Here is a 25,267-nt window from a genome sequence, read left to right as displayed (position 1 = left end):
AGTCCGGGGCGTCTTGGGGCTGCCTTGCAGCCCATCGCCGGCCAGCCGGTTCCCATAGAATTGTCTGTATGCCACATGATTGATGGACACCGCAGTCCCCTGTGGGAGCCGGCTTGCCGGCGATGGGGCGCGAAGCGGCCCCAAATGAGATCTGCCACTGGGCCGAGTCGATCACAGATGACGGGCTTGCCCGCGAATGGGGGGAGGCCGAGGAGGAGGCAGGAGAACACTCTCCTGCCTATATAGAGGAAGGGCGATCAGTTGTCGCTGGTAGCGTTGCTCTTGCGCCGTGGGATACCCAGGCGCTGGCGCCGCTCCCACAGGCACTTGCGGCTGACGCCCAGCTTGCGGGCCAGCTCGGTCTCGGTCATGTGGTCCTGGTGTTCGAGGACGAAGTGCTGGAAGTAGTCTTCCAGCGAGAGGTCCTCGGTCGGCTCGTGGCTGGCGTTGTTGGCGCTGGCGTTGGATGCGGACGGGCTGCTGTCGAAGGCTTCCTCGTCCTCCAGGTCGCTCAGCTCGATGTCGATGCCCAGCAGGTCGGCGGAGATTTCCGCGCTCTCGCTGAGGATCACCGCGCGTTCCACTGCGTTCTCCAGTTCACGCACGTTGCCCGGCCAGCCGTAGTGGCGGATCGCTTGCTCGGCCTCGCTGGAGAAGTGCAGGTCGTCACGCCCGATGCGTGCGCTCTGGCGAGCCAGGAAGGCATTGGCGATCTCGTTGACATCGCTGCCGCGCTCACGCAGGGCCGGCAGTTTCAGGGCGATGACGTGCAGGCGGTAATAAAGGTCTTCACGGAACTGGCCGGCCTTGGCCAGGTTCTTCAGGTCGCGGTGGGTCGCGGCGATCAGGCGTACGTCGACTTTCTGCGACTGCACCGAGCCGACTCGGCGGATCTCGCCTTCCTGCAGCACACGCAGCAGGCGCGCCTGGGCCTCCAGCGGCAGTTCGCCGATCTCGTCGAGGAACAGGGTGCCGCCGTCGGCCGCTTCCACCAGGCCCGCACGGCCGGCGCTGGCGCCGGTGAAGGCGCCTTTCTCGTGGCCGAACAGCTCCGACTCGATCAGGGTTTCCGGAATGGCCGCGCAGTTCACCGAGATCATCGGTGCCTTGGCCCGCCGCGACAGGTTGTGCAGGGCTCGGGCGACCAGTTCCTTGCCGGTGCCGGACTCACCCTGGATCAGTACATTGGAATCGGTGGGCGCGACCTTGCGGATCTTGCCGTACAGGTCTTGCATGGGCGGGCATGAGCCGATGATGCCGATCTCGCCGTTGGCCGCTGCGGCGCTGCTCTTGTCGGCCGTGACGGCCCTGCCGTTGGCCCGTGGTTCGGCGCTGGTGGGGGCGGCCGGGGCGTTTTGCCGGTCGCGCAGGATGCGCGCCACGGCCTGGAGCATCTCGTCGTGGTCGAAGGGCTTGGCGATGTAGTCCACCGCGCCCATTTTCATCGAGTCCACCGCCGAGCGCAGGCTGGCGTAGCTGGTCATGATCAGCACCGGCGTGCCCTGGCCGAGCTTGATCAACTCGGTGCCGGGGGCGCCGGGCAGGCGCAGGTCGCTGACGATCAGGTCGAAGGTGGCAATGCTGAAGCGCTCCTGGGCTTCCTGCACCGAGCCGGCCTCGCTGACCTGGTACTGGTTGCGTTCGAGCAGGCGGCGCAGGGCCGAACGGATGATGGTTTCGTCTTCGACGATCAGAATGTGCGGCATTGATTCAATTCTCTCGACGGTCTCGAATTTCAGGGGACGTCGCTACGACATGCCGGGGCAGGGTCACGCGGATCCGGGTGCCACGCTGCCGTTCGATATCGGCCGGGCTGTCGATGGTGATTTGCCCATAATGCTCTTCCACGATGGAATAGACCAGAGCAAGCCCAAGTCCGGTGCCTTCGCCCGGGTCCTTGGTGGTGAAGAAAGGTTCGAACAGGCGGTCCATGATGTTCTTCGGGATCCCGCTGCCCTCGTCCTCGACGATCAGGTCGACGGTGTGCTCGTTCGTTTCGCTGCGCACCCGCACGGCGCTGCCGGGCGGCGAGGCGTCACGGGCATTGGAGAGCAGGTTGATCAGCACCTGGGCCAGACGCTGGGGGTCGCCCTCGACCCAGTGGTCGGGGTCGCAGAGGTTGAAGAACTGTACTTCGAAATTGCGCCGGTTCAACGCCAGCAGACCAATGGCATCCTGCGCCACCTCGGCCAGGCACACCGGCTCCTCGCTGTTCTGGTGGCTGCCGCCGGCATGGGCGAAGCTCATCAGCGACTGGACGATGCGCGAGACGCGCTTGGTCTGCTCGATGATCTGGCTGGACAGCTCGGTGATCTCGCCATCGTCCTCGCGCTCCTCGCGCAGGTTCTGCGCCAGACAGGCGATGCCGGTGATCGGGTTGCCGATCTCGTGGGCCACGCCCGCGGCCAGGCGGCCGATGCTGGCCAGGCGCTCGGAGTGCACTAGCTTGTCTTCCAGGGCCTGGGTCTCGGTGAGGTCCTCGACCAGCAGCACCAGGCCGCTGTTGCCGGGCGACAGCGGTTCGGCGATGGCGGCCTTGTGCAGGTTGAGCCAGCGGGTCTGGCCGTCCAGGGCCAGGCGCTGCTTGTGCAGGTGTTCGTCGGGCACGTTGATGAAGTTCTGCAGCAGGCTGCGCCAGGGCTCCGCGACGGTGACCAGGCGCGAGCCGACCACGTGCTTGGCGGCGACCCCGGTCAGCTCCTCCATGGCCTTGTTCCACATCAGGATCTCCTGGTCCTTGGCCAGCGAGCAGACGCCCATGGGCAGTTCCTGCAGGGTCTGACGGTGGTAGCGGCGCAGGGCATCGAGTTCGGCGGCAAGGCCGGTCAGGCGCGAGTGGTAGTCTTCCAGGCGGCTTTCGATGAAGTGAATGTCTTCGGTGACGTAGTTCTCGTTGCCGGACTTGTACGGCAGGAAGGTCTCGACCATGTCCTGGGCCACGCTCGGGCCCATCAGGCCGGACAGGTTGGCCTCGATGCGGTCGCGCAGCCGGCGCAGGGCATAGGGGCGACGCTCGTCGAAGGGCAGGTAGAGGTCGCGCAGGGCCTGTTCGACTTCCTTCTGCGCAGCCTTGGCGCCCAGTGGCTTGGCCAGCTGGGTGGCGAACTCCTGTGGCGAGGCGGCGTGCAGTTCGCGGCGCTGGGGGCGGCGCACGTTGTCCACCGCACAGGCCTCGGCCGCGCTGACTTCTTCGCTGCTGGCATTGGTGAACAGCGAGATCAGGGTGAACAGCAGGACGTTGGCCGCCAGCGAGGCGATCGCCGCCATGTGCCAGCTGGTGTCGTCCAGCACGTAGATCATGTTCAGCAACGGGATATAGAAGCCTTGCAGGTTGCCCAGCAGGGGCAGCAGCATGGTCACCATCCACACCGAGATGCCCGCCAGCAGGCCGGCGATGAAACCGCGCCGGTTGGCGGTCGGCCAGTACAGCACCGAGAGCACGCCGGGCAGGAACTGCAAGGTGGCGACGAAGGCGACGATACCCAGGTTGGCCAGGCTCTGGTGGTAGTTCTGGGTCAGGTAGAAGACGAAGCCTGCGGCGATGATGGCGACGATCAGGGCGCGCCGGGTCCACTTCAGCCAGCGGTAGATGTTGCCTTCGGCCGGCGGCTGGTAGAGCGGCAGCACCAGGTGGTTGAGGGCCATGCCCGAGAGGGCCAGGGTCGTGACGATGATCAGCCCGCTGGAAGCGGATAGCCCACCGACATAAGCCAGCAGGGTCAGGGCCTGGTTGTCGGCGGCGATCCCCAGGCCGAGGGTGAAGTACTCCGGGTTGGTGCTCGCCCCCAGGCGCAGGCCTGCCCAGAGGATCAGCGGCACGGCCAGGCTCATCAGCAGCAGGAACAGCGGCAGGCCCCAGCTGGCGCTGACCAGCGAGCGGGGGTTGAGGTTCTCGGTGAAGGCCATGTGGTACATGTGCGGCATGACGATGGCCGAGGCGAAGAACACCAGCAGCAGGGTGCGCCATGGCCCCTCCTGCAAGGGTGTGTGCAGCGCGGCCAGCGCGGTCTGGTTCTGCAGCAGCCAGACTTCCAGCTGGTGCGGGCCACCGAACACGCCGTACAGCGCGTACAGGCCGATGCCGCCCAAGGCCAGCAGCTTGATCACCGATTCGAAGGCGATGGCGAACACCAGGCCTTCGTGCTTCTCGCGCGTGGCGATGTGGCGCGAGCCGAAGAAGATGGTGAAGAGAATGATCAGCACACAGAAGGCGAAGGCCACCCGGGCCTTCACCGGCTCACCGGTAAGGATGCTGATCGAGTCGGCCACCGCCTGGATCTGCAGCGCCAGCAGAGGCAGCACGCCGACCAGCATGAAGATGGTGGTCAGCGCACCGGCCCAGGTGCTGCGGAAACGAAATGCCAGCAGGTCGGCCAGCGACGAGAGCTGGTAGGTGCGGGTGATCTTGAGGATCGGGTAGAGCAGCACCGGTGCCAGCAGGAAGGCCCCGGAGACCCCCAGGTAGCAGGCCAGGAAGCCATAGCCGTACTGGTAGGCCAGGCCCACCGAGCCGTAGAACGCCCAGGCACTGGCATAGACGCCCAGCGACAGGGTGTAGGTCAGTGGGTGGCGGATGAGCGAACGCGGGATCAGCCCTCGTTCGCTGATCCAGGCCACGCCGAACAGCACCAGCAGGTAGGCGGCGCTGATCAGGATCATCTGGGTCAGGCTAAAGCTCATCGGCATCTCGTTGGCTCTGCAGGATGAAGGTGACGACGATCAGGATCAGCCAGAGCAGGTAGGGGCGGTACCAGGCACCGGTCGGTTCGATCCACCAGTCCATGATGGCCGGGGAGAACAGGTAGATCCCCACGACCAGAAGCAGGACCAAACGATAGATGTACATGCTGGCCTCGATGGTTGGGCGCTGCGGGCTTGGACTTATTATTGGCGCAAATGGCTGCGGCGATGCTAGCGGGATTCAGCCTTGCTCGGCAACAATTTGAATTTGTTGGATTTTTCCAAGCGCTCTCCACTTATCCCTGGAGCCCCTTGGCCATCAATGCAGCTCGGCCTCTGGCAGGGTGCGCTGCCGTGCGATGGCCTCGGGGCGCCAGCGCTGGCGCGCCACCGCCAGCACTTCGGCGGGGCTGGCGCTTTCCAGCGCCGGCTCCGTGACCTGGCCCAGGGCCCGCAAGGCGCGCAACAGCAGCGGCGTGGCCTGGTCGGCCGCCAGTGGCGGCGAGCGATACGACTTGCCCAGCTTGTGCCCGTCCGGCTGCACGATCAAGGGAATGTGCAGGTAACGCGGCTGGGAAAATCCCAGCAGTTCCTGCAGGTACAGCTGGCGTGGGGTGTTGTCCAGCAGGTCGGCGCCGCGCACGATGTCGGTGACGCCCTGCCAGGCATCGTCCAGCACCACTGCCAGTTGGTAGGCATAGAGCCCATCCCGGCGCTGGATGACGAAGTCGCCCACGTCGCGGCCCAGGTGCTGTTGGAAATCGCCCTGGACCCGGTCGGTGAAGCGGTAGACCAGCTCCGGCACCCGCAGGCGGATCGCCGCTCCTTCGCGGGCATGGCCCGCGTTGCGGCACAGCCCCGGGTACACTCCGCCATAAGCTTCGAGCTGCTTGCGCGAACAGGTACAGGCGTAGGCCAGGCCCATGCTCAGTAGGCGTTCGACCACCTCGGCATAGGCTTCGTGGCGCAGGCTCTGGTACACCACCTCGCCATCCCATTCCAGGCCATAGCGCTCCAGGGTTTGCAGGATGGCATCCCGGGCGCCGGGCATCTCCCGCGGTGGGTCGGTGTCTTCCACGCGCAGCAGCCAGCGGCCTGCGGCGGCGCGGGCATCGAGCCAGGAGGCGAGGGCGGCGACCAGCGAGCCGAAGTGCAGGAAGCCACTGGGGGTGGGGGCGAAACGCCCAATGTAGCGGGAGTCGTTCATGGTTTTTTGCAGGGCTACCAAATGAAACGGGGCGCCTATAGCGCCCCGTTCGGTCGGGAATCAGGTCAACCCTTGCCGACCTGCTTTTCCTTCTTCTCCGCCAGCTCCTTGCAGTCGAAGCACAGGTCGGCGGTAGGGCGGGCCTCCAGGCGGCGCAGGCCGATTTCGACGCCGCAGGCCTCGCACCAGCCGTACTCTTCGTCCTGGATGGACTGCAGGGTCTTGTCGATCTTCTTGATCAGCTTGCGCTCGCGATCGCGGTTGCGCAGTTCCAGGGCGAACTCTTCTTCCTGGCTGGCACGGTCGGCGGGGTCGGGGAAGTTGGCCGCTTCATCCTTCATGTGGTCTACGGTCCGATCCACACTGGTCATCAGCTCTTGCTTCCAGGCGCTCAGGAGCTTGATGAAATGCTTGCGCATGGGTTCACCCATGTACTCCTCGCCCGGTGTTTCCTTATAGGGTTCGACACCGTACATGGTCTGACCGGCTTTTTGCTTTTCTACGGTGGACATGAATAGACCGCCTCTCACTCATCTGATCCAATGCGCAGGCTGCTCCATCTCCGGCGACCGCCGGCCCTGCGACTGCGAGCCGCCGAACTTACCAGATAGATCGGGGGTGCGCTACCCCGCCCGATCCTAGGAATTGACAGCAGCGCTAGCCGCGCGTTCGATGCTGCGCAAGGGTAGAATCAACAGTTTAGACCCAATTGAGAGAAGGCCCATGGCCCAGCCCCACAGTGCGCGTAGTCGCGCCATCGAACCCTTCCACGTCATGGCCTTGCTGGCACGTGCCAACGAGTTGCAGGCGGCCGGCCATGATGTCATTCACCTGGAGATCGGCGAGCCGGACTTCACCACCGCCGAGCCCATCGTGGCAGCGGGCCAGGCGGCGCTGGCCGCCGGCCATACCCGTTACACCGCCGCCCGTGGATTGCCGGCGCTGCGCGAGGCGATCGCCGGCTTCTATGGTCAGCGCTATGGCGTCGACCTCGACCCCGAACGCATTCTCATCACGCCGGGTGGCTCCGGTGCTCTGCTGCTGGCCAGCAGCCTGCTGGTCGACCCTGGCAAGCACTGGCTGCTGGCAGACCCTGGCTACCCGTGCAATCGTCACTTCCTGCGCCTGGTAGAAGGCAGTGCGCAGCTGGTACCGGTGGGCCCCGAAGTCAACTACCAACTGACCGCCGACCTGGTCGAGCGCCACTGGGACAAGGACACCGTGGGCGCCCTGGTGGCTTCGCCGGCCAACCCCACCGGTACGGTGCTCGACCGTCAGGCCCTGGCCAGCCTGTCCCAGGCCACCCGCGAACGCCATGGCCACCTGGTGGTGGACGAGATCTACCATGGCCTGACCTATGGCATGGACGCGCCGAGCGTGCTGGAAGTGGATGACCAGGCGTTTGTCCTGAATAGTTTTTCCAAGTATTTCGGCATGACCGGCTGGCGGCTTGGCTGGCTGGTGGCGCCACCCTCTGCGGTGGGCGACCTGGAAAAGCTGGCGCAGAACCTCTACATCAGTGCCCCGAGCATGGCCCAGCATGCCGCGCTGGCGTGCTTCGAGCCGCAGACCCTGGCGATTCTCGAGGCGCGTCGCGCCGAGTTCGCCCGCCGTCGCGACTTCCTGCTGCCGGCCCTGCGCGAGCTGGGCTTCGGCATTGCCGTGGAGCCCCAGGGCGCTTTCTACCTGTACGCCGACATCAGTGCCTTCGGCGGCGATGCCTTTGCCTTCTGCCGGCATTTCCTGGAGACCGAGCACGTGGCATTCACCCCGGGCCTGGATTTCGGCCGCCACCAGGCCAGCCACCATGTGCGTTTCGCCTACACCCAGAGCCTGCCGCGCCTGGAAGAGGCGGTGCAGCGTATCGCCCGTGGCCTGCGGAGCTGGCAAGGCTGATGCTGTTCTTTCCCGAACTCGAACAGGCGCGCCTGCTGCGTCGCTACAAACGCTTCCTGGCCGACATCGAGCTGGCCAACGGCGAACAGTTGACCATCCACTGCCCCAACACCGGCTCCATGCTCAACTGCATGCGTGAAGGCGGGCAGGTCTGGTTCAGCCGCTCCAACGACCCCAAGCGCAAGCTGCCGGGCACCTGGGAGATCAGCGAGACACCCCAGGGACGCCTGGCCTGTGTCAACACCGGCCGGGCCAATGCCCTGGTCGAGGAGGCGCTGCGCGCCGGGCTGATCGCCGAACTGGCCGGGTTCACCGCGCTCAGGCGTGAAGTGGCCTATGGCGAGGAGGGCAGCCGGGTGGATTTTCGCCTGGAGTTCGCCGAGGGCCCGGCCTATGTGGAGGTCAAGAGCGTCACCCTGGGCTACCCGGACACCCCGGTCGCCGCCTTCCCCGATGCGGTGACCCAGCGCGGTGCCAAGCACCTGCGTGAGTTGGCGGCCCTGGCGCGCCAGGGTATCCGTGCGGTGCAGCTGTATTGCGTGAACCTCACCGGGATAGAAGCGGTGCGCCCAGCTGAGGAGATCGACGCCGCCTACGCCCAGGCCCTGCGCGCCGCGGTGGCGGATGGTGTCGAGGTCCTGGCCTATGGCACACGCCTGGATGCCTCGCGAATCGTCATCGACCGCCCGCTGCCGGTGCTGCTCACGCCTTGAGCCAGATGCCCTGGCTGTCTTCCAGGCAGTCCAAGGCTTGTAGCCGGTCACCTTCGCAGGGGCCGGCCACGCATTCGCCGCTCTCGATCAGGAACAGTGCCCCATGATGGGCGCAATGGATCAGGCTGGCGCTGTCGTCGAGAAAGGCGTTTTCATCCCAGTTCAGGGCGATGCCCCGGTGCGGGCAGCGGTTGCGATAGAGATAGACCCGGCCCTGGCGGCGCACGCCGAACAGTCGTTCGCCAGCTACGCTGAAGGCGCGGCTGTGGCCTTCGGCGAGGTCGGTGGAGGTGCAGAGAAAATGCATCGCAGGGTACGGCTCGTGTAACGAAGGGATGGCTTGACGCTTCAATGCGAATAATTATCAAATTGCCCGCATGCGCTGTGTACGCCTGCCTATGGTGCGCAGTTCCGCCGTCCGCCACAAGGCGTGCGGCCTGCCTTCTGCAAAGGAATACGATGATGCGTCGTCCCGCTGCCCTGGCCGCCTTGTGCGCCGGCCTTGTCCTCGCCACCCAGGCCCTGGCCGCCGAGCTGCCGCAACGCTGGGTCAGTGCCGGTGGCGCCTTGAGCGAGTGGATCAGTGCCTTGGGCGGCGAGCAGCGCCTGGTGGGCGTCGATACCACCAGCCAGCACCCCGAATCGCTCAAGGCCTTGCCCAGCATCGGCTACCAGCGCCAGTTGTCCGCCGAGGGCATTCTCAGCCTGCGTCCGGATGTGCTGGTCGGCACCGAGGAGATGGGCCCGCCACCGGTGCTGGCGCAGATCCGCAAGGCCGGTGTGCGGGTCGAGCTGTTCTCCAGCAAGGCCGAACTGGGGGCCGTGGACGAGAACCTCAAGCATTTGGGCAGCCTGCTGGGGGCCGAGCAGAAGGCCGCCGAGCTCGCCGCCGGGTACCACCAGCAGCTCGACGCGCTGCAGGCCAAGGTCAAGCAGGCCCAGGCCAGCCAGCAGGCGCCGGGCGTGCTGCTGCTGGTCGGCCATGCCGGCGCCAAGCCGCTGATCGCCGGGCAAGGCACGGCCGGCGACTGGCTGCTGCGCCAGGCCGGCGCGCGCAACCTGGCCGATCACCAGGGCTACAAGAACTTTTCCGTGGAGGCCTTGGCGGCCCTGGACCCGGATGTGGTGGTGTTCTCCGACCGCAGCCTGAGCGGCGAGCAAGCCTTGCAGGCGCTGCTCAAGGAGAACCCGGCCCTGGCCGCTTCCCGGGCGGTGCGTGACAAACGCCTGGTGTCCCTCGATTCGACCCTGTTGGTCGGTGGCCTGGGGCCGCGCCTGCCGGCCACCCTGCATGAGCTGGCTGGCGCCTTCTATCCGGCGGCCAAGGGCTCGCTCGCCCAATGAAGCGGCGGGTCCAGCCGCGCACGCTGTTCATCTGCCTGACCCTGCTGTGCCTGCTGGCGATCTGGCTGTCGCTGGCCCTGGGCCCGGTAAGCCTGCCGTTGTTCGACACCTTGCGCGCCGGCTTGCACCTGTTGGGGCTGCCCATCGCCGCCGAGGGCCTGGAGCAGGCCGGGATGATCCTGGGGCAGATCCGCCTGCCGCGTACCTTGCTGGGGCTGGCGGTCGGGGCGGTGTTGGCGCTCTGCGGGGTGGCCATGCAGGGGCTGTTCCGCAATCCCCTCGCCGACCCGGGGTTGGTCGGGGTCGCCAGTGGTGCGGCCCTGGGGGCGGCGGTGGCGATCGTCGGCGGTAGCTGGCTGGGCGGTATTCCGGAAGTGCTCGCACCTTACCTGTTGTCGGTCTGTGCGTTCATCGGCGGCCTCGGGGTGACGGCGCTGGTCTACCGCCTGGGCCGTCGCGACGGCCAGACCAATGTCGCCACCATGCTGCTGGCCGGGATCGCCCTGACCGCCCTGGGCGGCTCGGCGGTCGGCCTGTTCACCTACCTGGCCGACGACGCCACCCTGCGTACCTTGACCTTCTGGAACCTGGGCAGCCTCAATGGCGCCAGCTACGAACGCCTGTGGCCCTTGCTGCTGGTGGCCGTGGCGGTGGCACTGTGGCTGCCGCGGCGTGCCCAGGCACTCAATGCCTTGTTACTGGGTGAGTCGGAGGCGCGCCATCTGGGGATCGAGGTGGAGTCGCTCAAGCGCGAACTGGTGTTCTGTACCGCCCTGGGCGTGGGCGCGGCCGTCGCTGCTGCCGGGCTCATCGGTTTCATCGGCCTGGTGGTGCCGCACCTGGTACGCCTGGTGGCAGGGCCCGATCACCGGGTGCTGTTGCCGGCTTCGTTGCTGGCGGGTGGCTCGCTGCTGCTGTTCGCCGACCTGGTGGCACGCCTGGCCCTGGCGCCGGCGGAGCTGCCGATTGGTATCGTCACGGCTTTCATCGGCGCGCCGTTCTTCCTGTTCCTGCTGGTTCGAGGGCGGCACTGATGCTTGAAGTCGAAGGCCTGCACCTGCGCCGTGGCGCGACCGAGGTGCTGCACGATATCCGGTTGGAACTGCGCCCCAGCCAGGTCCTGGGTGTGCTCGGGCCCAACGGTGCCGGCAAGAGCAGCCTGCTGGCCGCCTTGTGCGGGGAGCTGGCGCCCAGCCAGGGCCGGGTACGCTTGCTGGGGCGCGAGCTGGGGGATTGGACAGGGCAGGAGCGGGCCCGTCGCCTGGCCGTGCTGCCGCAGGTTTCCAACCTTGGCTTTGCCTTTCGCGTCGAGGAAGTGGTTGGCCTTGGCCGGTTGCCCCACGCCAGCGGCCAGCAGCGCGACCGGGAAATCGTCGAAGCGGCCCTGCGCGCGGCGGATGCCAGCCATCTGGTGGAGCGCAGTTACCTGGCGTTGTCCGGGGGCGAGCGCCAACGGGTGCACCTGGCCCGGGTCCTGGCCCAGCTGTGGCCGGGCGAGGAGGGCACCACGCTGCTGCTGGACGAACCGACCTCGATGCTCGACCCGCTGCACCAGCACACGACCCTGCAGGCGGTGCGCAGCTTCGCCGACCGTGGCGCGGCAGTGCTGGTGATCCTGCATGACCTGAACCTGGCGGCGCGCTACTGTGACCATATCCTGTTGCTGGAGCAGGGCCGCTGCCATGCCCTGGATACCCCGCAGCGGGTCCTGACTCCCGATGCGCTCAAAGCGGTGTTCGGCATCGACGTGCTGGTCCAGCCGCATCCGGAGCGTGGTCATCCGCTGATCATCACCCGCTAGGAGGCTTCCCCCATGCGCCATCCCTTGTTGTGCGGCCTGCCGATCCTGCTGGCCCTGGTGCTGGTGGGCTGCCAGGCCAGCTTGCCAGCCCTGCCTGCGTGGCAGAGCAGCGAGGGGCGCGACAGTACGCAACTGGGGCAGATCCGTGACCTGGCCAGTGGCGAGGTGCTCAGCCCCGGGCAACTGGTGGCGCGCCTGGCCCAGGCGCCACGGGTACTGGTGGGAGAAAAGCACGACAACCCCGATCATCACGCTCTGCAACTGTGGTTGCTGCGCGCCCTGGAAGCCCACCGTCCCCAGGGCAGCCTGCTATTGGAGATGCTGCAGCCTTCGCAGCAGCCGCTGGTCGATGCGCTGCAAGGCCAGGCGACGCTGCCCGAGGACCTGCCCAAGGCCTTGGCCTGGCAGGAGGGCTGGGACTGGCAGTTGTACGGGCCGATCGTGCGGGAGGCGTTGCGGCGCCCCGTCCCGCTGCTGGCGGCCAACCTGTCGCAGGATGAAGTACGCCAGGCCTATCGCGATTCGCCGGTGTTGCCAGGAGAGCGCTCGAATGCGCCGGTCGTGAAGGCTGCGCTGCTCGAGCAGGTGCGCGCCGGGCACTGTGGCCTGCTGCCTGAAACGCAGCTACCCGCCATGCTGGCTGTCCAGCAGCAACGTGATCGGCGTATCGCCGAGCGGGTACTCGCCGCTGCGCAACCGGCCTTGCTGTTCACGGGCAGCTACCACGCGCGCAAGGACCTGGGGGTACCACTGCACCTGGCCGACCTGGGGGCCCAAGGCGAGACGAAGGTGCTGTTGCTGGCGGAGGTTGGCGAGCAGGTTGGGCCGGGCATGGCCGATTATGTGTGGTACACCGCAGCCTTGCCGGAGCAGGACTACTGTGCCCAGTTGCGGCGCTGATCGCGCTCGGCCGGGTTCGGAATTTCCAGGCAAAAAAAGACCCGGCAAATTGCCGGGTCAATAACCGTGATTAGCCTGATGAGGAGATAATCTGAAAGTCCGAACCAGGGGCTGTCAGTTTATCCAACCAGTCTCGCGACCAGTTGTGATAATCATAACGATTCTCATTTCGTCGTCAATACCTTCGCTCCGATTATTTTGATTTTTTTTGCGCAGGGCTCTTGGCATCCAGTTGTTGGTCGAGTGCCTGCTTGCGCTCGGGCGGCAGGTCGTTCCAGTGCATGTCGAGCAGTGCCGCCTCGATCGAGTACAACAGCACCTTCGAGGCCCGGAAGCCCCGCGACTTCACGGCCTGGTAGGCACCGACCGCGCCCAGCCGGCGCAGGTCCGAGGCACTGTGGATGCCGACGGCGTGGAGCCATTGCGCGGAGGTCTTGCCAAGATTTCTCAGATGCTGCAATTCATCGTTCATCGGGCCTCCTTGCGATGGCTGAACGAGTGTCGTGGGGATAAATCGCGAGCAGGTCAGAGAGGAGTGTAGCGGGGGTTGGGAAATACGCGGCCTTTTGCCATCGGCGAGGGGCGAGGTAGGGCTGCGCGATGCCAGGAATCGGGACTGCTTCGCAGTCCATCGCCGGCAAGCCCACACGCAGGGTGCAGCGGTGCTCACACCACATCATCAGCCATGCAGAGGGCTGTGGGGGAGTCGGCTTGCCGGCGATAGGGCATACCCAGGGCCCGAGCCAACCACGAATGATGCGGCTTGCCGGGGCATCTTGTGGGAGCGGCCTTGTGTCGCGAAAAGACTGCTTAGCAGCCCCAGGATCCCCGCCGCCCCACCAGGATCCTGGTTGTGCCTCAGATACCCGGCAGGCGCTGGCGGATCTGCTCGATCAACTGGTCCATGCTGGCGCTTTCCTGAGTGTCCACACGCTTGCTGTGTTGCTGTTCATTGGCATCCAGCGGGTCGCGGCTGGCCTGTTGCGCCTTGATCACCTCCAAGGTGGCGTCGGAGGGGTCGTCGTTCGCCGCCTGGCGCTGTTCCAGCCAGCTGGCGATGACCGCATCCGGGGCATGGCAGTCGAGGATCAAGAAAGGCACGCCAGTCTCGCTGGCGACCTCTGCCGCCGCCTGGCGCTGCTCATGCTTGAGGTAGGTGGCATCGAGCACCACCGGGAAACCGGCACGCAGGATGATCGCGGCCAGGTCATGCAGGCGCTGGTAGGTGGCGCGGCTGGCGTCCTGATCGTAGATCCCGGTTTGCACCTGCCCGCTGTTCTGCAGCGTCTGCTCGCCGAACAGGCGCTTGCGCTCGACATCCGAGCGCACGCGGATCGCCCCCAGCGACTCGACCAGGCGCATGGCCACGTGGCTCTTGCCCACTGCCGAGACACCGTGGGTGATGGCCAGCAGGCGCGAAGGGATGGCGCTGTAGCTCTCTGCCAGATTGGCGTAGTTGCGATAGGTACGCAGGGTGGTGGCGCGCTGCACGCCATCGGCTCCGGCCGGCATGCTGAACAGGGCGACCTTGGCGCGTACCAGGGCGCGGTAGGCCTTGTAGAAGTTGAGCAGCTCCAGGCCTTCGTAGTCGCCGGTCAGTTCCAGGTACTGGCTGATGAAACGCCGGGCCAGGCATTTGAGGCCGCGGTCTTCCAGGTCCATGGCCAGGAAGGCGGTATCGGCGTAGACATCGGTCAGGCGGAACGGCTCGTTGAACTCGATGCAGTCGAAGATCACTACCTTACCGTCGATCAGGGTGGCGTTGCCCAGGTGGACGTCGCCGTGGCATTCGCGGATGAAGCCGTTGGCCTTGCGTGCCGCGAGCAGGTCGTACAGGCGGTCGAAGCTGGCGCGGGCCCAGGCCTGCAGGTTGTCCAGTTGCTGCAGGTCGGCCTTGTCGTTGAGGAACGGACGGATCTGCTCGAAGTTCTGCTCCACCGGCGCCATGACGCTTTCCGGCGTACCCAGCGGGTGTTCGACCGGGACCCTGGGCGCCTGCAGGTGGAATTCGGCGAGCTGCCGGGCCATCTGGTCGATGTGGCCGGCGTTCAGTTCACCGTTGGCCTGCAAGGTCGCGAGCATCTGGCCCTGGGGGAACTGGCGCATCTTCAGGGCGTACTCGATCGGCTCGCCTTCGCCATCCAATTGCGGGGCCTCGGGGCTACCGGTGATCGGCAACACTTCCAGGTACAGACCGTCGGTCAGGCGCTGGTTCAGGCGCAGTTCTTCGTGGCAGAAGTGGCGGCGCTGGTCCAGGGCGGTGAAGTCGAGGAAGCCGAAGTTCATCGGCTTCTTGATCTTGTAGGCGTACTCGCCGGTCAGCAGCACCCAGGAGATATGCGTCTCGATGAGTTGGAACCCGTCTACCGGATGCGGGTAGAGGGCGGGGTTCTGCAGTGCGCTGATCAGGGCTTGGCTCACGGGCAATCCTTCAGGAGTCAGGGAATTCGAAAGCGACATTATGGTCAATGGTGCCGTCCCTGCATACCGCCGGAAATACTGGCGATCGTACGCGGTTGTCCGAATCGGCCCACAGGCCACCAGCCCTTGCAAAGTGCGTATAATCCGCCGCCATGACTCGTACCCGAAATCCCCGTACCCCCAAGAAACGCCCCGGTGGCCGCTCCCGCGCCTGGCTGGGCTGGGCCCTGAAGCTCAGCCTGGTCGGCCTGGTCGTGGTCGCCGGCTTTGCGATCTACCTCGATGCCGTCGTCCAGGAGAAGTTCTCCGGCAAGCGCTGGACCATCCCGGCCAAGGTGTATGCCCGGCCGCTGGAGCTGTTCGTCGGCCAGAAACTGAGCCGCAACGACTTCCTCACCGAGCTCGATGCCCTTGGCTATCGTCGCGAGAACGCCGCCAACGGCCCTGGCGCCGCCTCGGTCAACGGCAATACCGTCGAGCTCAATACCCGCGGCTTCCAGTTCTACGAGGGCATGGAGCCGGCGCAGTTCGTCCGTGTGCGCTTCTCCGGTGACTACGTGGCGGGCCTGTCCGGGGCCAACGGCGGCAAGCTCGATGTGGTGCGCCTGGAGCCGCTGATGATCGGCGGCATCTATCCGAAGAACCTCGAAGACCGCATCCTGATCAAGATCGACCAGGTGCCGCCGTACCTGCTGGAAACCCTGGTGGCCGTGGAAGACCGCGACTTCTACAGCCATTTCGGTGTCTCGCCCAAGTCCATCGTCCGGGCCGCCTGGGTCAACACCTCGTCGGGTGCCATGCGCCAGGGCGGCAGTACCCTGACCCAGCAGTTGGTCAAGAACTTCTACCTGACCAACGAGCGCAGCCTCAGCCGTAAGCTGACCGAAGCCATGATGGCCGTGTTGCTCGAACTGCACTACGACAAGCGCGAGATCCTCGAGGCCTACCTCAACGAGGTTTTCGTCGGCCAGGATGGCCAGCGCGCGGTGCATGGCTTCGGCCTGGCCAGCCAGTTCTTCTTCAGCCAGCCGCTGTCGGAGCTCAAGCTGCACCAGATCGCCCTGTTGGTGGGCATGGTCAAGGGACCGTCCTACTACAACCCGCGCCGCTATCCCGAGCGCGCCCTGGCCCGTCGCAACTTGGTGCTCGACCTGCTGGCCGAGCAGGGCGTGGCCAGCCAGGCGGTGGTCGATGCGGCGAAGAAGATGCCGCTGGGCGTGACCAAGCGCGGCAGCCTGGCCGACAGCTCGTTCCCGGCCTTCCTCGACCTGGTCAAGCGTCAGCTGCGCCAGGACTACCGCGACGAAGACCTGACCGAAGAAGGCCTGCGCATCTTCACCAGCTTCGACCCGATCCTGCAGATGAAAGCCGAGACGGCCATGAGCGAGACGTTCAAGCGCCTGGCCGGGCGCAAGGGCGCCGAGGCCGTGGAGTCGGCGATGGTGGTGACCAATCCGGAAACCGGCGAGGTCCAGGCGTTGATCGGCAGCCGTCAGTCCGGTTTCGCTGGCTTCAACCGTGCCATCGACGCGGTGCGGCCGATCGGCTCGCTGGTCAAGCCGGCGGTCTACCTGACGGCTCTGGAAAAACCGAGTCGCTACACACTGACCAGCTGGGTGCAGGACGAGCCGTTCTCGGTGAAAGGGGCCAACGGCCAGGTGTGGCGCCCGCAGAACTACGACCGCCGTCCCCACGGCACCATCTACCTGTACCAGGGGCTGGCCAACTCCTACAACCTGTCCACCGCCAAGATCGGCCTGGAAGTAGGGGTGCCCAACGTGATCAAGACCATTGGCCGGCTCGGCGTGGACGTCGACTGGCCGGCGTTCCCATCGATGCTGCTGGGGGCCGGTGGCATGTCGCCGATGCAGGTCGCGACCATGTACCAGACCATCGCCAATGGTGGCTTCAACACCCCGATACGGGGCATCCGCAGCGTGCTCACCGCCGAGGGCGAGCCGCTCAAGCGCTATCCGTTCCAGATCCAGCAGACCTTCGATCCGGGGGCCATCTACCTGGTGCAGAACGCCATGCAGCGGGTCATGCGCGAAGGCACTGGGCGCTCGGTCTACAACGTGCTGCCTCGCTCCCTGACCCTGGCGGGCAAGACCGGCACCAGCAACGACTCGCGCGACAGCTGGTTCTCCGGCTTCAGCCAGGACCTGCTGGCGGTGGTCTGGCTGGGCCGTGACGACAACGGCAAGACCCCCTTCACCGGCGCCACCGGTGCCTTGCAAGTCTGGACCAGCTTCATGCGCAAGGCAGACCCGCTGCCGCTGGACATGCCGCAGCCGGACAATGTCGTGCAGGCCTGGATCGATCCGTATAGCGGGCAGGGTTCGGACCGCAGCTGTCCGGGGGCGGTGCAGATGCCGTATATTCAGGGGAGCGAACCGCCCGCCGGGGCTGCCTGTGGCGGCGAGCAGAATCCGGCCGAGTCGGTCATGGACTGGGTCAAGGGCTGGATGAATTGAGCACAGGCTGCATTTGAAGAGGTGTGAAGTGAACAAGTGGTGGTTTCCTGCCTTGGCGGCGCTGGCTGTGCTCCACGGCTGTGCCAGCGTGCCGCGCGGCAATATTCCAGTGGTCGACTCGGGCTCCCCGGTATCCAACGGTGAGCGCGTCTCGGCCAACCGTAACGCGACCTATCCGACCAGCGGTGGCACCAGCCAGGCGCAGTCGCTGCCCGAGGACTCCGGGGTGACCGTGATGATCCCGCAGGGCACGGGCTCCACGCCGATCCAGGCTTTCCCGGCCGGCAGCGGCGCCGCACCGATCAGCACCGGGCCGATCACGACCAACCCCAACCCGGTTGCCGACGAGCCGTTCGACATCGCCTCGATGAACAGCGCGCCCAGTCCATCCAGCGCCCCGACCGGCATTCCGTCGGGCAACGTCTCCAGTGGCGGCCTGGCGGCCGACGAGCAGCTCGACGGCCCGGTTCTGGCGCTGCTGACCACCGCTCAGCAACAGCAAGGTGGTGGTGATTTCAACGGTGCGGCCTCGAGCCTGGAGCGCGCCCAGCGCATCGCCCCGCGCGAGCCGCAGGTGCTGTTCCGCCTGGCCCAGGTACGCCTGGCGCAAGGGGATGCGGCGCAGGCCGAGCAACTGGCGCGACGCGCCCTGACTTACGCCAACGGTCGTCCCGACTTGCAGGCCGAGCTGTGGAACACCATCGCCCAGGCCCGCGAGAAGCAGGGCGACAGCGCTGGTGCCGCCCTGGCGCGGCAGAAGGCGCAGGTCAAACTGTGATGGAACAGCGCATCCTCGATATCGCCGATCATTTGCTATTGATCGAGCGCGAGCTGCAGGTCCAGGGCTGGTGGAGCGCCGAACCGCCGAGCGAGCAGGCGCTGGCCAGCGTGGCGCCTTTCGCGGTCGATACCATGAGCTTCGAGCAGTGGTTGCAATGGATCTTCCTGCCGCGCATGAAGTTCATCCTCGAGCACGGCGATCCCCTGCCCAATGCGTCCGGCATCCTGGTCATGGCCGAAACGGTGTTCGTCGATCGTCCGCAAGAGAGTCGTGAGCTGCGGCGCCTGCTGGCAGCGTTCGACCAATTGATCAGCCCTTCCGCCTGATTTCTTCTCTTTTTCCTTCAAGGGCCGCAGATTGTGGCCCTTTTTTGTGGAAATCTTTATTTTTCTGCTGCTGGCTACCTTTTTCGTGGTGGCAGGAATTCATCCTGGGTGAAAATTGGCAATAATTTTTCTTGACTTGCGCGCGGCGAATCAGAAGAATCCAGTTTCCGCTGTAGGGGGACTGCCAGAAGCAGACCCGCTAAGCAGATCATGAGGCGCACACCCGCGCCGACTCGTTACACCCCGCAACGCGTTACCTCGCGCTGGGTGGGAAGACCCCGCAACACTCTGGGGCGATCCCAATACTTGCTCAGTCAGTGCTGACGTTCGCTCATGCTCTGCTTGGCAGTAAACCTATTAAGACCCGCCCGCGTGGGCGGTATTCTGGCGTTTTAGAGGTGAACAACGTGGAGCTTTTATCTGGCGCTGAGATGGTCGTCCGCTTCTTGCGTGACGAAGGCGTTAAGCACATCTACGGGTACCCTGGTGGTGCTCTCCTTCATGTTTACGACGCCCTGTTCAAGGAACCGGAGATCAATCACATCCTGGTTCGCCATGAGCAGGCTGCCACCCATATGGCGGACGGCTACGCCCGTGCCACCGGCAAGGCCGGCGTGGTGCTGGTGACCTCCGGCCCAGGCGCGACCAATGCCATCACTGGCATTGCCACCGCCTACATGGATTCGATCCCGATGGTCATCCTGTCCGGCCAGGTGCCCAGCACCATGGTGGGCACCGATGCCTTCCAGGAAACTGACATGATTGGTATTTCCCGGCCGATCGTGAAGCACAGCTTCATGGTCAAGCATGCCTCGGAAATCCCGGAAGTTCTGAAAAAAGCCTTCTACCTGGCGCAATCCGGCCGTCCCGGCCCGGTCGTGGTCGACATTCCAAAAGATATGACCAACCCGGCCGAGAAGTTCGAATACGTCTATCCGAAGAAGGTCAAGCTGCGTTCCTACAGCCCGGCCGTTCGGGGCCACTCCGGGCAGATCCGCAAGGCGGCCGAGATGCTCCTGGCGGCCAAGCGCCCGGTGGTCTACTCCGGCGGCGGCGTGGTTCTCGGCGGAGGCTCCGAAGCCCTCACCGAGATCGCCAAGTCGCTGAACCTGCCGGTCACCAACACCCTGATGGGTCTGGGTGGCTTCCCGGGTACCGATCGTCAGTTCCTCGGCATGCTCGGCATGCATGGCAGCTACACCGCCAATATGGCCATGCACCATGCCGACGTGATCTTCGCGGTCGGCGCGCGCTTCGATGACCGTGTGGTCAACGGCCCGGCCAAGTTCTGCCCGAATGCCAAGATCATCCACATCGATATCGACCCTGCGTCGATCTCCAAGATGATCAAGGCCGACGTGCCGATCGTCGGGCCGGTCGAGAGCGTGCTGAACGAGATGCTGACCATCCTCAAGGAAATCGGCGAGCAGCCTGAGAAGGCGGCGCTGGATGCCTGGTGGAAGCAGATCGACGAATGGCGCGGCGATCGCGGCCTGTTCCCCTACGACAAGGGCGACGGCAGCATGATCAAGCCGCAGACCGTGATCGAGACCCTCTGCGAAGTGACCAACGGCGATGCCTTCATCACCTCCGACGTGGGTCAGCACCAGATGTTCGCGGCGCAGTACTACCGCTTCAACAAGCCCAACCGTTGGATCAACTCCGGTGGCCTGGGCACCATGGGCTTCGGTTTCCCGGCGGCGATGGGCATCAAGCTCAACTTCCCCGACCAGGACGTGGCCTGCGTGACCGGTGAAGGCAGCATCCAGATGAACATCCAGGAACTGTCCACCTGCATGCAGTACGACCTGCCGGTGAAGATCGTCAACCTGAACAACGGTGTGCTGGGCATGGTGCGCCAGTGGCAGGACATGTCCTACAACGGTCGTCACTCGCACTCCTACGTGGAGTCGCTGCCTGATTTCGTCAAGCTGGTCGAGGCCTATGGCCACGTGGGTATCCGCATCACCAGCCTGAAGGATCTCAAGCCGAAGCTGGAAGAGGCCTTCGCGATGAAAGACCGCCTGGTGTTCATCGATATCGCGGTCGACAGGACCGAGCACGTCTACCCGATGCAGATCAAGGACGGCTCGATGCGTGACATGTGGCTGAGCAAGACGGAGCGTACCTGATATGCGGCACATCATTTCCCTGCTGCTGGAAAACGAACCCGGTGCCTTGTCTCGCGTGGTCGGCCTGTTCTCCCAGCGCAACTACAACATCGAAAGCCTGACCGTGGCGCCGACCGAGGATCCAACCCTGTCGCGCCTGACCCTGACCACCGTTGGTCATGACGAAGTGATCGAGCAGATCACCAAGAACCTGAACAAGCTGGTGGAAGTGGTCAAGCTGGTCGATCTGTCGGAAAGTGCTCACATCGAGCGCGAACTGATGCTGGTCAAGGTCAAGGCCACCGGTGCCCAGCGCGCCGAGATCAAGCGCACCACGGACATCTTCCGTGGCCAGATCGTCGATGTCACCTCCAGCGTGTACACCGTGCAGCTCAGCGGTACCAGCGACAAACTGGACAGCTTCATCCAGGCCATCGGCACCGCGTCGATCCTGGAAACCGTGCGCAGCGGCGTCACCGGCATCGCCCGTGGCGACAAAGTGCTCAGCATCTGAATACTGCAAGACAAGAATCAGTGATGGCTCCGTGAGCCGAGATATAACAGGGGTATTTCATGAAAGTTTATTACGACAAAGACTGCGACCTTTCGATCATCCAGGGCAAGAAAGTCGCCATCATCGGTTACGGCTCCCAGGGCCACGCCCAGGCGTGCAACCTGAAGGACTCCGGTGTGGACGTTACCGTCGGTCTGCGTAAAGGTTCGGCCACCGTCGCCAAGGCAGAAGCCCATGGCTTGAAAGTCGCCGACGTCGCTACCGCCGTCGCCGCTGCCGACCTGGTCATGATCCTGACCCCGGACGAGTTCCAGGGCGCCCTGTACAAGAGCGAGATCGAGCCGAACATCAAGCAGGGTGCTACCCTGGCCTTCTCCCACGGCTTCTCGATCCACTACAACCAGGTCGTGCCGCGTGGCGACCTCGACGTCATCATGATCGCGCCGAAGGCCCCGGGCCACACCGTTCGTTCCGAGTTCGTCAAGGGCGGCGGTATCCCTGACCTGATCGCTGTCTACCAGGACGCTTCCGGCAACGCCAAGAACGTCGCGCTGTCCTACGCCGCTGGCGTCGGCGGTGGCCGTACCGGCATCATCGAAACCACCTTCAAGGACGAGACCGAGACCGACCTGTTCGGTGAGCAGGCCGTTCTGTGCGGCGGTACCGTCGAGCTGGTCAAGGCCGGTTTCGAAACCCTGGTCGAAGCGGGCTACGCGCCAGAAATGGCCTACTTCGAGTGCCTGCACGAGCTGAAGCTGATCGTCGACCTCATGTACGAAGGCGGCATCGCCAACATGAACTACTCGATCTCCAACAACGCCGAGTACGGTGAGTACGTCACGGGCCCAGAGGTCATCAACGAAGAATCCCGCAAGGCCATGCGCAACGCTCTGAAGCGCATCCAGGACGGCGAGTACGCGAAGATGTTCATCTCCGAGGGTGCTACCAACTACCCATCGATGACCGCCAAGCGTCGTAACAACGCCGCTCACGGCATCGAAGTCATCGGCGAGCAACTGCGCTCCATGATGCCTTGGATCTCGGCCAACAAGATCGTCGACAAGACCAAGAACTGATCCTGGTCCGGCGAGATGAAAAACGCGGCTTCGGCCGCGTTTTTTCGTTTACGCGCCCCGCTTCTGGTATAAAGCGACCAACGGCTTGCTGTCAGCACCTGTTTCGCAAGCCCATGTCGAACATTTTCCATCCTGCAAGGTATTTTTCATGAGCGAACGTCCCGAAGAGCCGAACAAGCCCTCCGACGCCGAAAGCCTGCTACCTGTCGATGAACACATCGAGGAAGGGCACGACGCCGAAGGACGCAAGGTCCGGCACCGCGGTATCTACCTGCTGCCCAACCTGTTCACCACCGCCAATCTGTTCGCCGGCTTCTATTCGATCGTCAGCTCCATCAGCGCCCATGGTTATCTCAGCGCGGGCGATCCGCGCGAGGCGAGCAAGTACTTTGCCTTCGCCGCGATCGCCATCTTCGTGGCCATGGTCCTCGACAGCCTGGACGGCCGCGTGGCGCGCATGACCAACACCCAGAGCGCGTTCGGCGCCGAGTACGACTCGCTGTCGGACATGGCCGCTTTCGGCGTGGCGCCCGCATTGCTGGCGTTCGTCTGGGCCCTGGGCGACATGGGCAAGGTCGGCTGGATGGTCGCCTTCATCTATGTGGCGGGGGCCGCGCTGCGCCTGGCGCGCTTCAACACCCAGGTCGGCACCGCCGACAAGCGCTACTTCATCGGCTTGGCCAGCCCGGCAGCCGCAGGCGTGGTCGCCGGTATCGTGTGGGCGTTCAGCGACTACGGTATCCAGGGCTCGAAGCTGTCGTTCCTGGTGGCCTTGCTGGTGGCTGCCGCCGGCATGCTGATGGTGAGCAACATCAAGTACAACAGTTTCAAGGAACTGGACCTCAAGGGCCGTGTGCCGTTCGTGGCGATCCTGGCCGTGGTGCTGGTGTTCGCCGTGGTATTCAGCGACCCGCCGCGTATCCTGCTGCTGATCTTCCTCGGCTATGCGATCTCCGGCCCCGTGCAGTACCTGCTGCGCCGTCGCAAAGCCTGACAACGATTTAATGATGCAATAACCTGCCGGCTCCATAGTCTTACTGGTACATCCGTCACCTGTGCTGTGGAGCCGTCATGCTGATCAAGCTTCCCAGATCGTCCGACTGCAAAGGGTCGGAGATCACCCCCGAAGGTCTTTATCTTTCCCGGCGCACCCTGCTCGGTGGTTCCCTGGCCGGGTTGGCCCTTGGTACGTTGCCGGGCATCGCGCAGGCGGTCGAGGCGTCGCGCTATGCCGATGTCGCGCCAGGTGCCGCACCTGGCTGGTTCATCGACAAGCTCGGCGATACCCGCTGGCAGGCGGTGACGGTCAAGGACGAGGCGATCACGCCGTTCAAGGATGCCACCCACTACAACAACTTCTATGAGTTCGGGCCCGACAAGGGCGATCCGGCGGCCAATGCCGGCAGCCTGAAGACCGAGCCCTGGAGTCTGGTGGTCGATGGCGAGGTCGGCAAGCCCGGACGCTATGCGCTCGAAGACTTCGTCAAGCCTCACCAGCTCGAGGAGCGCATCTACCGGCTGCGCTGTGTCGAGGCGTGGTCGATGGTCATTCCCTGGCTGGGCTTTCCGTTGGCGGCGGTGCTCGAGCAGGTCGAGCCGACCTCCAGGGCGCGCTATGTGCGCTTCGAGACCCTGCAGGACCCACAGAACATGCCCGGGCAGCGCTCAGGCTTCGCCCTGATCGACTGGCCCTACGTGGAAGGCTTGCGCCTGGACGAGGCGATGAACCCGCTGGCGATCATGGCGGTGGGCATGTATGGCCGGGAGTTGCCCAACCAGAACGGTGCGCCGCTGCGCCTGGTGGTGCCATGGAAGTACGGGTTCAAGAGCATCAAGTCGATCGTGCGCATCAGCCTGGTAGCGGATCAGCCGCGGACCACCTGGGAGAGCCTGGCGCCCGATGAGTACGGCTTCTATGCCAACGTCAACCCGACGGTCGATCATCCACGCTGGAGCCAGGCCCGGGAGCGGCGCTTGCCCAGTGGCCTGTTCAGCCCCAATGTGCGCGATACCTTGATGTTCAATGGCTATGCCGATGAAGTGGCGTCGCTGTATACCGGGCTCGACCTGCGGAAGCACTACTGATGCGCTACCCCTGGTTTCGCTTCGCGATCTTCCTGGTGGGGTGTTTCTTTCCCGCCTGGTGGCTGTACGAGGCGGCGATGGACCTGCTCGGCCCGGACCCGGGAAAGATCCTGGTGGATCGCCTGGGGCTGGGGGCGCTGATCTTTCTTTTGGTCACCCTTGCCATGACGCCCTTGCAGCGGTTGACGGGGTGGTCGGGCTGGATCGTCGTGCGCCGGCAGCTCGGCCTGTGGTGCTTTGCCTATATCGTGTTGCACATGACGGCCTACATGGTGTTCATCCTGGGGCTGGATTGGGGGCAGTTGGGCGTGGAGTTGCGCAAGCGCCCCTATATCATCGTCGGCGCCCTTGGTTTTCTCGGGCTGCTGGCGTTGGCCGTCACCTCCAACCGCTACAGCCAGCGGCGTCTGGGCGCCCGTTGGAAGACGTTGCACAAGCTCGTCTACGTGATCCTGGGGTTGGGATTGCTGCATTTCCTGTGGGTGGTGCGTTCCGACCTGAAGGAGTGGGTGCTGTATGCCGCTATCGGGAGTTTTTTGTTGGTGCTGCGGATTCCGGCGGTCTGGCGACGTGTGCCCCGCTTGTTCGGGCGGCGGGGTAGGGCGGCATAAGCACTGCCTGGATTGCGCTGAGCCCGGGGAGCCGGCTTGCCGGCGATGCGCTCGGGCATATTGTTGAAGTTTATTAAGGATTTATGAAAATAACGGTTGACGGGGTTTCGAATCCCCTTATAATGCGCCCCACTTCCGACGTAGTCGAAACGAAAAACTCCTTGAGATTCAACGAGTTGAACGCTTCAGGTAGTATCGGAAGGGCTTCGGTCCTTAGATCGGCAGCGGTGCAAAAGGCAGTTGACAGCAGGCGGTAACGCTGTATGATTCGCCTCCCGCTACGAGCGATCGCAGCGAGTCAAGTGGTTGAAGTGAAACGAAAAACTT

23 protein-coding genes are annotated in these 25,267 nt (G+C 64.7%); 15 read left to right on the top strand and 8 right to left on the bottom strand.

Annotation, left to right across the window (positions count from 1 at the left end; all coding sequences use genetic code 11):
• Nucleotides 1-257 precede the first annotated feature (257 nt).
• The 5 genes from WCE05_RS23535 to dksA all read right to left on the bottom strand — a co-directional run bounded on the left by WCE05_RS23535 (nucleotide 258) and on the right by dksA (nucleotide 6,399).
• On the bottom strand, nucleotides 258-1,706 hold the full coding sequence (locus WCE05_RS23535; RefSeq protein ID WP_368816662.1) for a sigma-54-dependent transcriptional regulator: 1,449 nt from the start codon (nucleotides 1,704-1,706) through the stop codon (nucleotides 258-260).
• Nucleotides 1,707-1,710: 4 nt separating this feature from the next.
• Complete coding sequence (locus tag WCE05_RS23530; RefSeq protein WP_225790237.1) at nucleotides 1,711-4,686, bottom strand: sensor histidine kinase; 2,976 nt, start codon at nucleotides 4,684-4,686, stop codon at nucleotides 1,711-1,713.
• Nucleotides 4,670-4,846 carry a hypothetical protein gene (locus WCE05_RS23525; RefSeq protein ID WP_003250005.1) on the bottom strand — a complete coding sequence of 59 codons (177 nt, stop codon included), beginning with the start codon at nucleotides 4,844-4,846 and terminating at the stop codon, nucleotides 4,670-4,672. Before WCE05_RS23525 ends, WCE05_RS23530 begins: the two co-directional genes overlap by 17 nt.
• Nucleotides 4,847-4,999: 153 nt before the next feature.
• A complete protein-coding gene (gluQRS, locus tag WCE05_RS23520; RefSeq protein WP_225790236.1) occupies nucleotides 5,000-5,887 on the bottom strand; it encodes a tRNA glutamyl-Q(34) synthetase GluQRS in 888 nt (295 codons plus the stop codon).
• Nucleotides 5,888-5,952: 65 nt separating this feature from the next.
• A complete protein-coding gene (dksA, locus tag WCE05_RS23515; RefSeq protein ID WP_225790235.1) occupies nucleotides 5,953-6,399 on the bottom strand; it encodes an RNA polymerase-binding protein DksA in 447 nt (148 codons plus the stop codon).
• Nucleotides 6,400-6,610: 211 nt separating this feature from the next.
• Between dksA and WCE05_RS23510 the strand changes: the two genes are divergently transcribed.
• Nucleotides 6,611-7,783 carry a pyridoxal phosphate-dependent aminotransferase gene (locus WCE05_RS23510; RefSeq protein WP_368816661.1) on the top strand — a complete coding sequence of 391 codons (1,173 nt, stop codon included), beginning with the start codon at nucleotides 6,611-6,613 and terminating at the stop codon, nucleotides 7,781-7,783.
• A complete protein-coding gene (gene sfsA, locus WCE05_RS23505) occupies nucleotides 7,783-8,496 on the top strand; it encodes a DNA/RNA nuclease SfsA (protein ID WP_225790233.1) in 714 nt (237 codons plus the stop codon). The genes WCE05_RS23510 and sfsA overlap by 1 nt, the downstream gene beginning before the upstream one ends.
• Here sfsA and WCE05_RS23500 read toward each other — a convergent pair.
• A complete protein-coding gene (locus tag WCE05_RS23500; RefSeq protein ID WP_225790232.1) occupies nucleotides 8,486-8,803 on the bottom strand; it encodes a Rieske (2Fe-2S) protein in 318 nt (105 codons plus the stop codon). The two genes, sfsA and WCE05_RS23500, sit on opposite strands and share 11 nt — an antisense overlap.
• Nucleotides 8,804-8,955: 152 nt before the next feature.
• On the opposite strand from WCE05_RS23500, the gene WCE05_RS23495 reads away from it, so the two are divergent.
• The 4 genes from WCE05_RS23495 to WCE05_RS23480 are packed head-to-tail and all read left to right on the top strand — an operon-like array spanning nucleotide 8,956 to nucleotide 12,541.
• Nucleotides 8,956-9,840, top strand: a complete 885-nt coding sequence (locus WCE05_RS23495; protein WP_368816660.1) for a hemin ABC transporter substrate-binding protein — start codon at nucleotides 8,956-8,958, stop codon at nucleotides 9,838-9,840.
• 50 nt (nucleotides 9,841-9,890) lie between these two features.
• Complete coding sequence (locus tag WCE05_RS23490) at nucleotides 9,891-10,874, top strand: iron ABC transporter permease (RefSeq protein ID WP_225790294.1); 984 nt, start codon at nucleotides 9,891-9,893, stop codon at nucleotides 10,872-10,874.
• Nucleotides 10,874-11,641 carry a heme ABC transporter ATP-binding protein gene (locus WCE05_RS23485; protein ID WP_225790230.1) on the top strand — a complete coding sequence of 256 codons (768 nt, stop codon included), beginning with the start codon at nucleotides 10,874-10,876 and terminating at the stop codon, nucleotides 11,639-11,641. Before WCE05_RS23490 ends, WCE05_RS23485 begins: the two co-directional genes overlap by 1 nt.
• Before the next feature lie 12 nt (nucleotides 11,642-11,653).
• Nucleotides 11,654-12,541 (top strand): ChaN family lipoprotein, encoded by an 888-nt coding sequence (locus WCE05_RS23480; protein ID WP_225790229.1) that lies wholly within the window; start codon nucleotides 11,654-11,656, stop codon nucleotides 12,539-12,541.
• Between the two features lie 193 nt (nucleotides 12,542-12,734).
• Here WCE05_RS23480 and WCE05_RS23475 read toward each other — a convergent pair whose 3' ends face one another.
• Nucleotides 12,735-13,013, bottom strand: a complete 279-nt coding sequence (locus WCE05_RS23475) for a TfoX/Sxy family protein (RefSeq protein WP_253080741.1) — start codon at nucleotides 13,011-13,013, stop codon at nucleotides 12,735-12,737.
• Nucleotides 13,014-13,399: 386 nt separating this feature from the next.
• Nucleotides 13,400-14,962, bottom strand: a complete 1,563-nt coding sequence (locus tag WCE05_RS23470) for a bifunctional aminoglycoside phosphotransferase/ATP-binding protein (RefSeq protein ID WP_225790227.1) — start codon at nucleotides 14,960-14,962, stop codon at nucleotides 13,400-13,402.
• Between the two features lie 152 nt (nucleotides 14,963-15,114).
• On the opposite strand from WCE05_RS23470, the gene mrcB reads away from it, so the two are divergent.
• The 9 genes from mrcB to msrQ all read left to right on the top strand — a co-directional run bounded on the left by mrcB (nucleotide 15,115) and on the right by msrQ (nucleotide 24,940).
• Nucleotides 15,115-17,436: a penicillin-binding protein 1B gene (gene mrcB / locus WCE05_RS23465; RefSeq protein WP_253080743.1), complete on the top strand. Its 2,322-nt coding sequence runs from the start codon at nucleotides 15,115-15,117 to the stop codon at nucleotides 17,434-17,436.
• Between the two features lie 28 nt (nucleotides 17,437-17,464).
• A complete protein-coding gene (locus tag WCE05_RS23460; RefSeq protein WP_225790225.1) occupies nucleotides 17,465-18,214 on the top strand; it encodes a tetratricopeptide repeat protein in 750 nt (249 codons plus the stop codon).
• On the top strand, nucleotides 18,211-18,543 hold the full coding sequence (locus tag WCE05_RS23455; protein WP_225790224.1) for a YqcC family protein: 333 nt from the start codon (nucleotides 18,211-18,213) through the stop codon (nucleotides 18,541-18,543). Before WCE05_RS23460 ends, WCE05_RS23455 begins: the two co-directional genes overlap by 4 nt.
• 407 nt (nucleotides 18,544-18,950) lie before the next feature.
• On the top strand, nucleotides 18,951-20,675 hold the full coding sequence (locus tag WCE05_RS23450) for an acetolactate synthase 3 large subunit (RefSeq protein WP_225790223.1): 1,725 nt from the start codon (nucleotides 18,951-18,953) through the stop codon (nucleotides 20,673-20,675).
• A 1-nt stretch (nucleotide 20,676) separates the two neighbouring features.
• The gene (gene ilvN, locus WCE05_RS23445; RefSeq protein WP_225790222.1) at nucleotides 20,677-21,168 is read left to right on the top strand and encodes an acetolactate synthase small subunit; all 492 of its coding nucleotides are present in this window, start codon (nucleotides 20,677-20,679) and stop codon (nucleotides 21,166-21,168) included.
• Between the two features lie 59 nt (nucleotides 21,169-21,227).
• The gene (gene ilvC, locus WCE05_RS23440; RefSeq protein WP_225790221.1) at nucleotides 21,228-22,244 is read left to right on the top strand and encodes a ketol-acid reductoisomerase; all 1,017 of its coding nucleotides are present in this window, start codon (nucleotides 21,228-21,230) and stop codon (nucleotides 22,242-22,244) included.
• Between the two features lie 148 nt (nucleotides 22,245-22,392).
• Complete coding sequence (gene pssA, locus WCE05_RS23435) at nucleotides 22,393-23,238, top strand: CDP-diacylglycerol--serine O-phosphatidyltransferase (RefSeq protein ID WP_225790220.1); 846 nt, start codon at nucleotides 22,393-22,395, stop codon at nucleotides 23,236-23,238.
• 77 nt (nucleotides 23,239-23,315) lie between these two features.
• Complete coding sequence (msrP, locus tag WCE05_RS23430; protein ID WP_225790219.1) at nucleotides 23,316-24,329, top strand: protein-methionine-sulfoxide reductase catalytic subunit MsrP; 1,014 nt, start codon at nucleotides 23,316-23,318, stop codon at nucleotides 24,327-24,329.
• Entirely contained in the window at nucleotides 24,329-24,940 is a 612-nt protein-coding gene (msrQ, locus tag WCE05_RS23425) for a protein-methionine-sulfoxide reductase heme-binding subunit MsrQ (RefSeq protein WP_368816659.1), read from the top strand. The genes msrP and msrQ overlap by 1 nt, the downstream gene beginning before the upstream one ends.
• Nucleotides 24,941-25,267 lie beyond the last annotated feature (327 nt).

Source organism: Pseudomonas sp. I2 (genome assembly GCF_040984075.1).
In the GTDB taxonomy this organism is placed as follows: Bacteria; Pseudomonadota; Gammaproteobacteria; order Pseudomonadales; family Pseudomonadaceae; genus Aquipseudomonas; species Aquipseudomonas guariconensis_B.
Note: the sequence above shows the minus strand (reverse complement) of the source record. Positions and strands in the feature narration are given on the sequence as shown.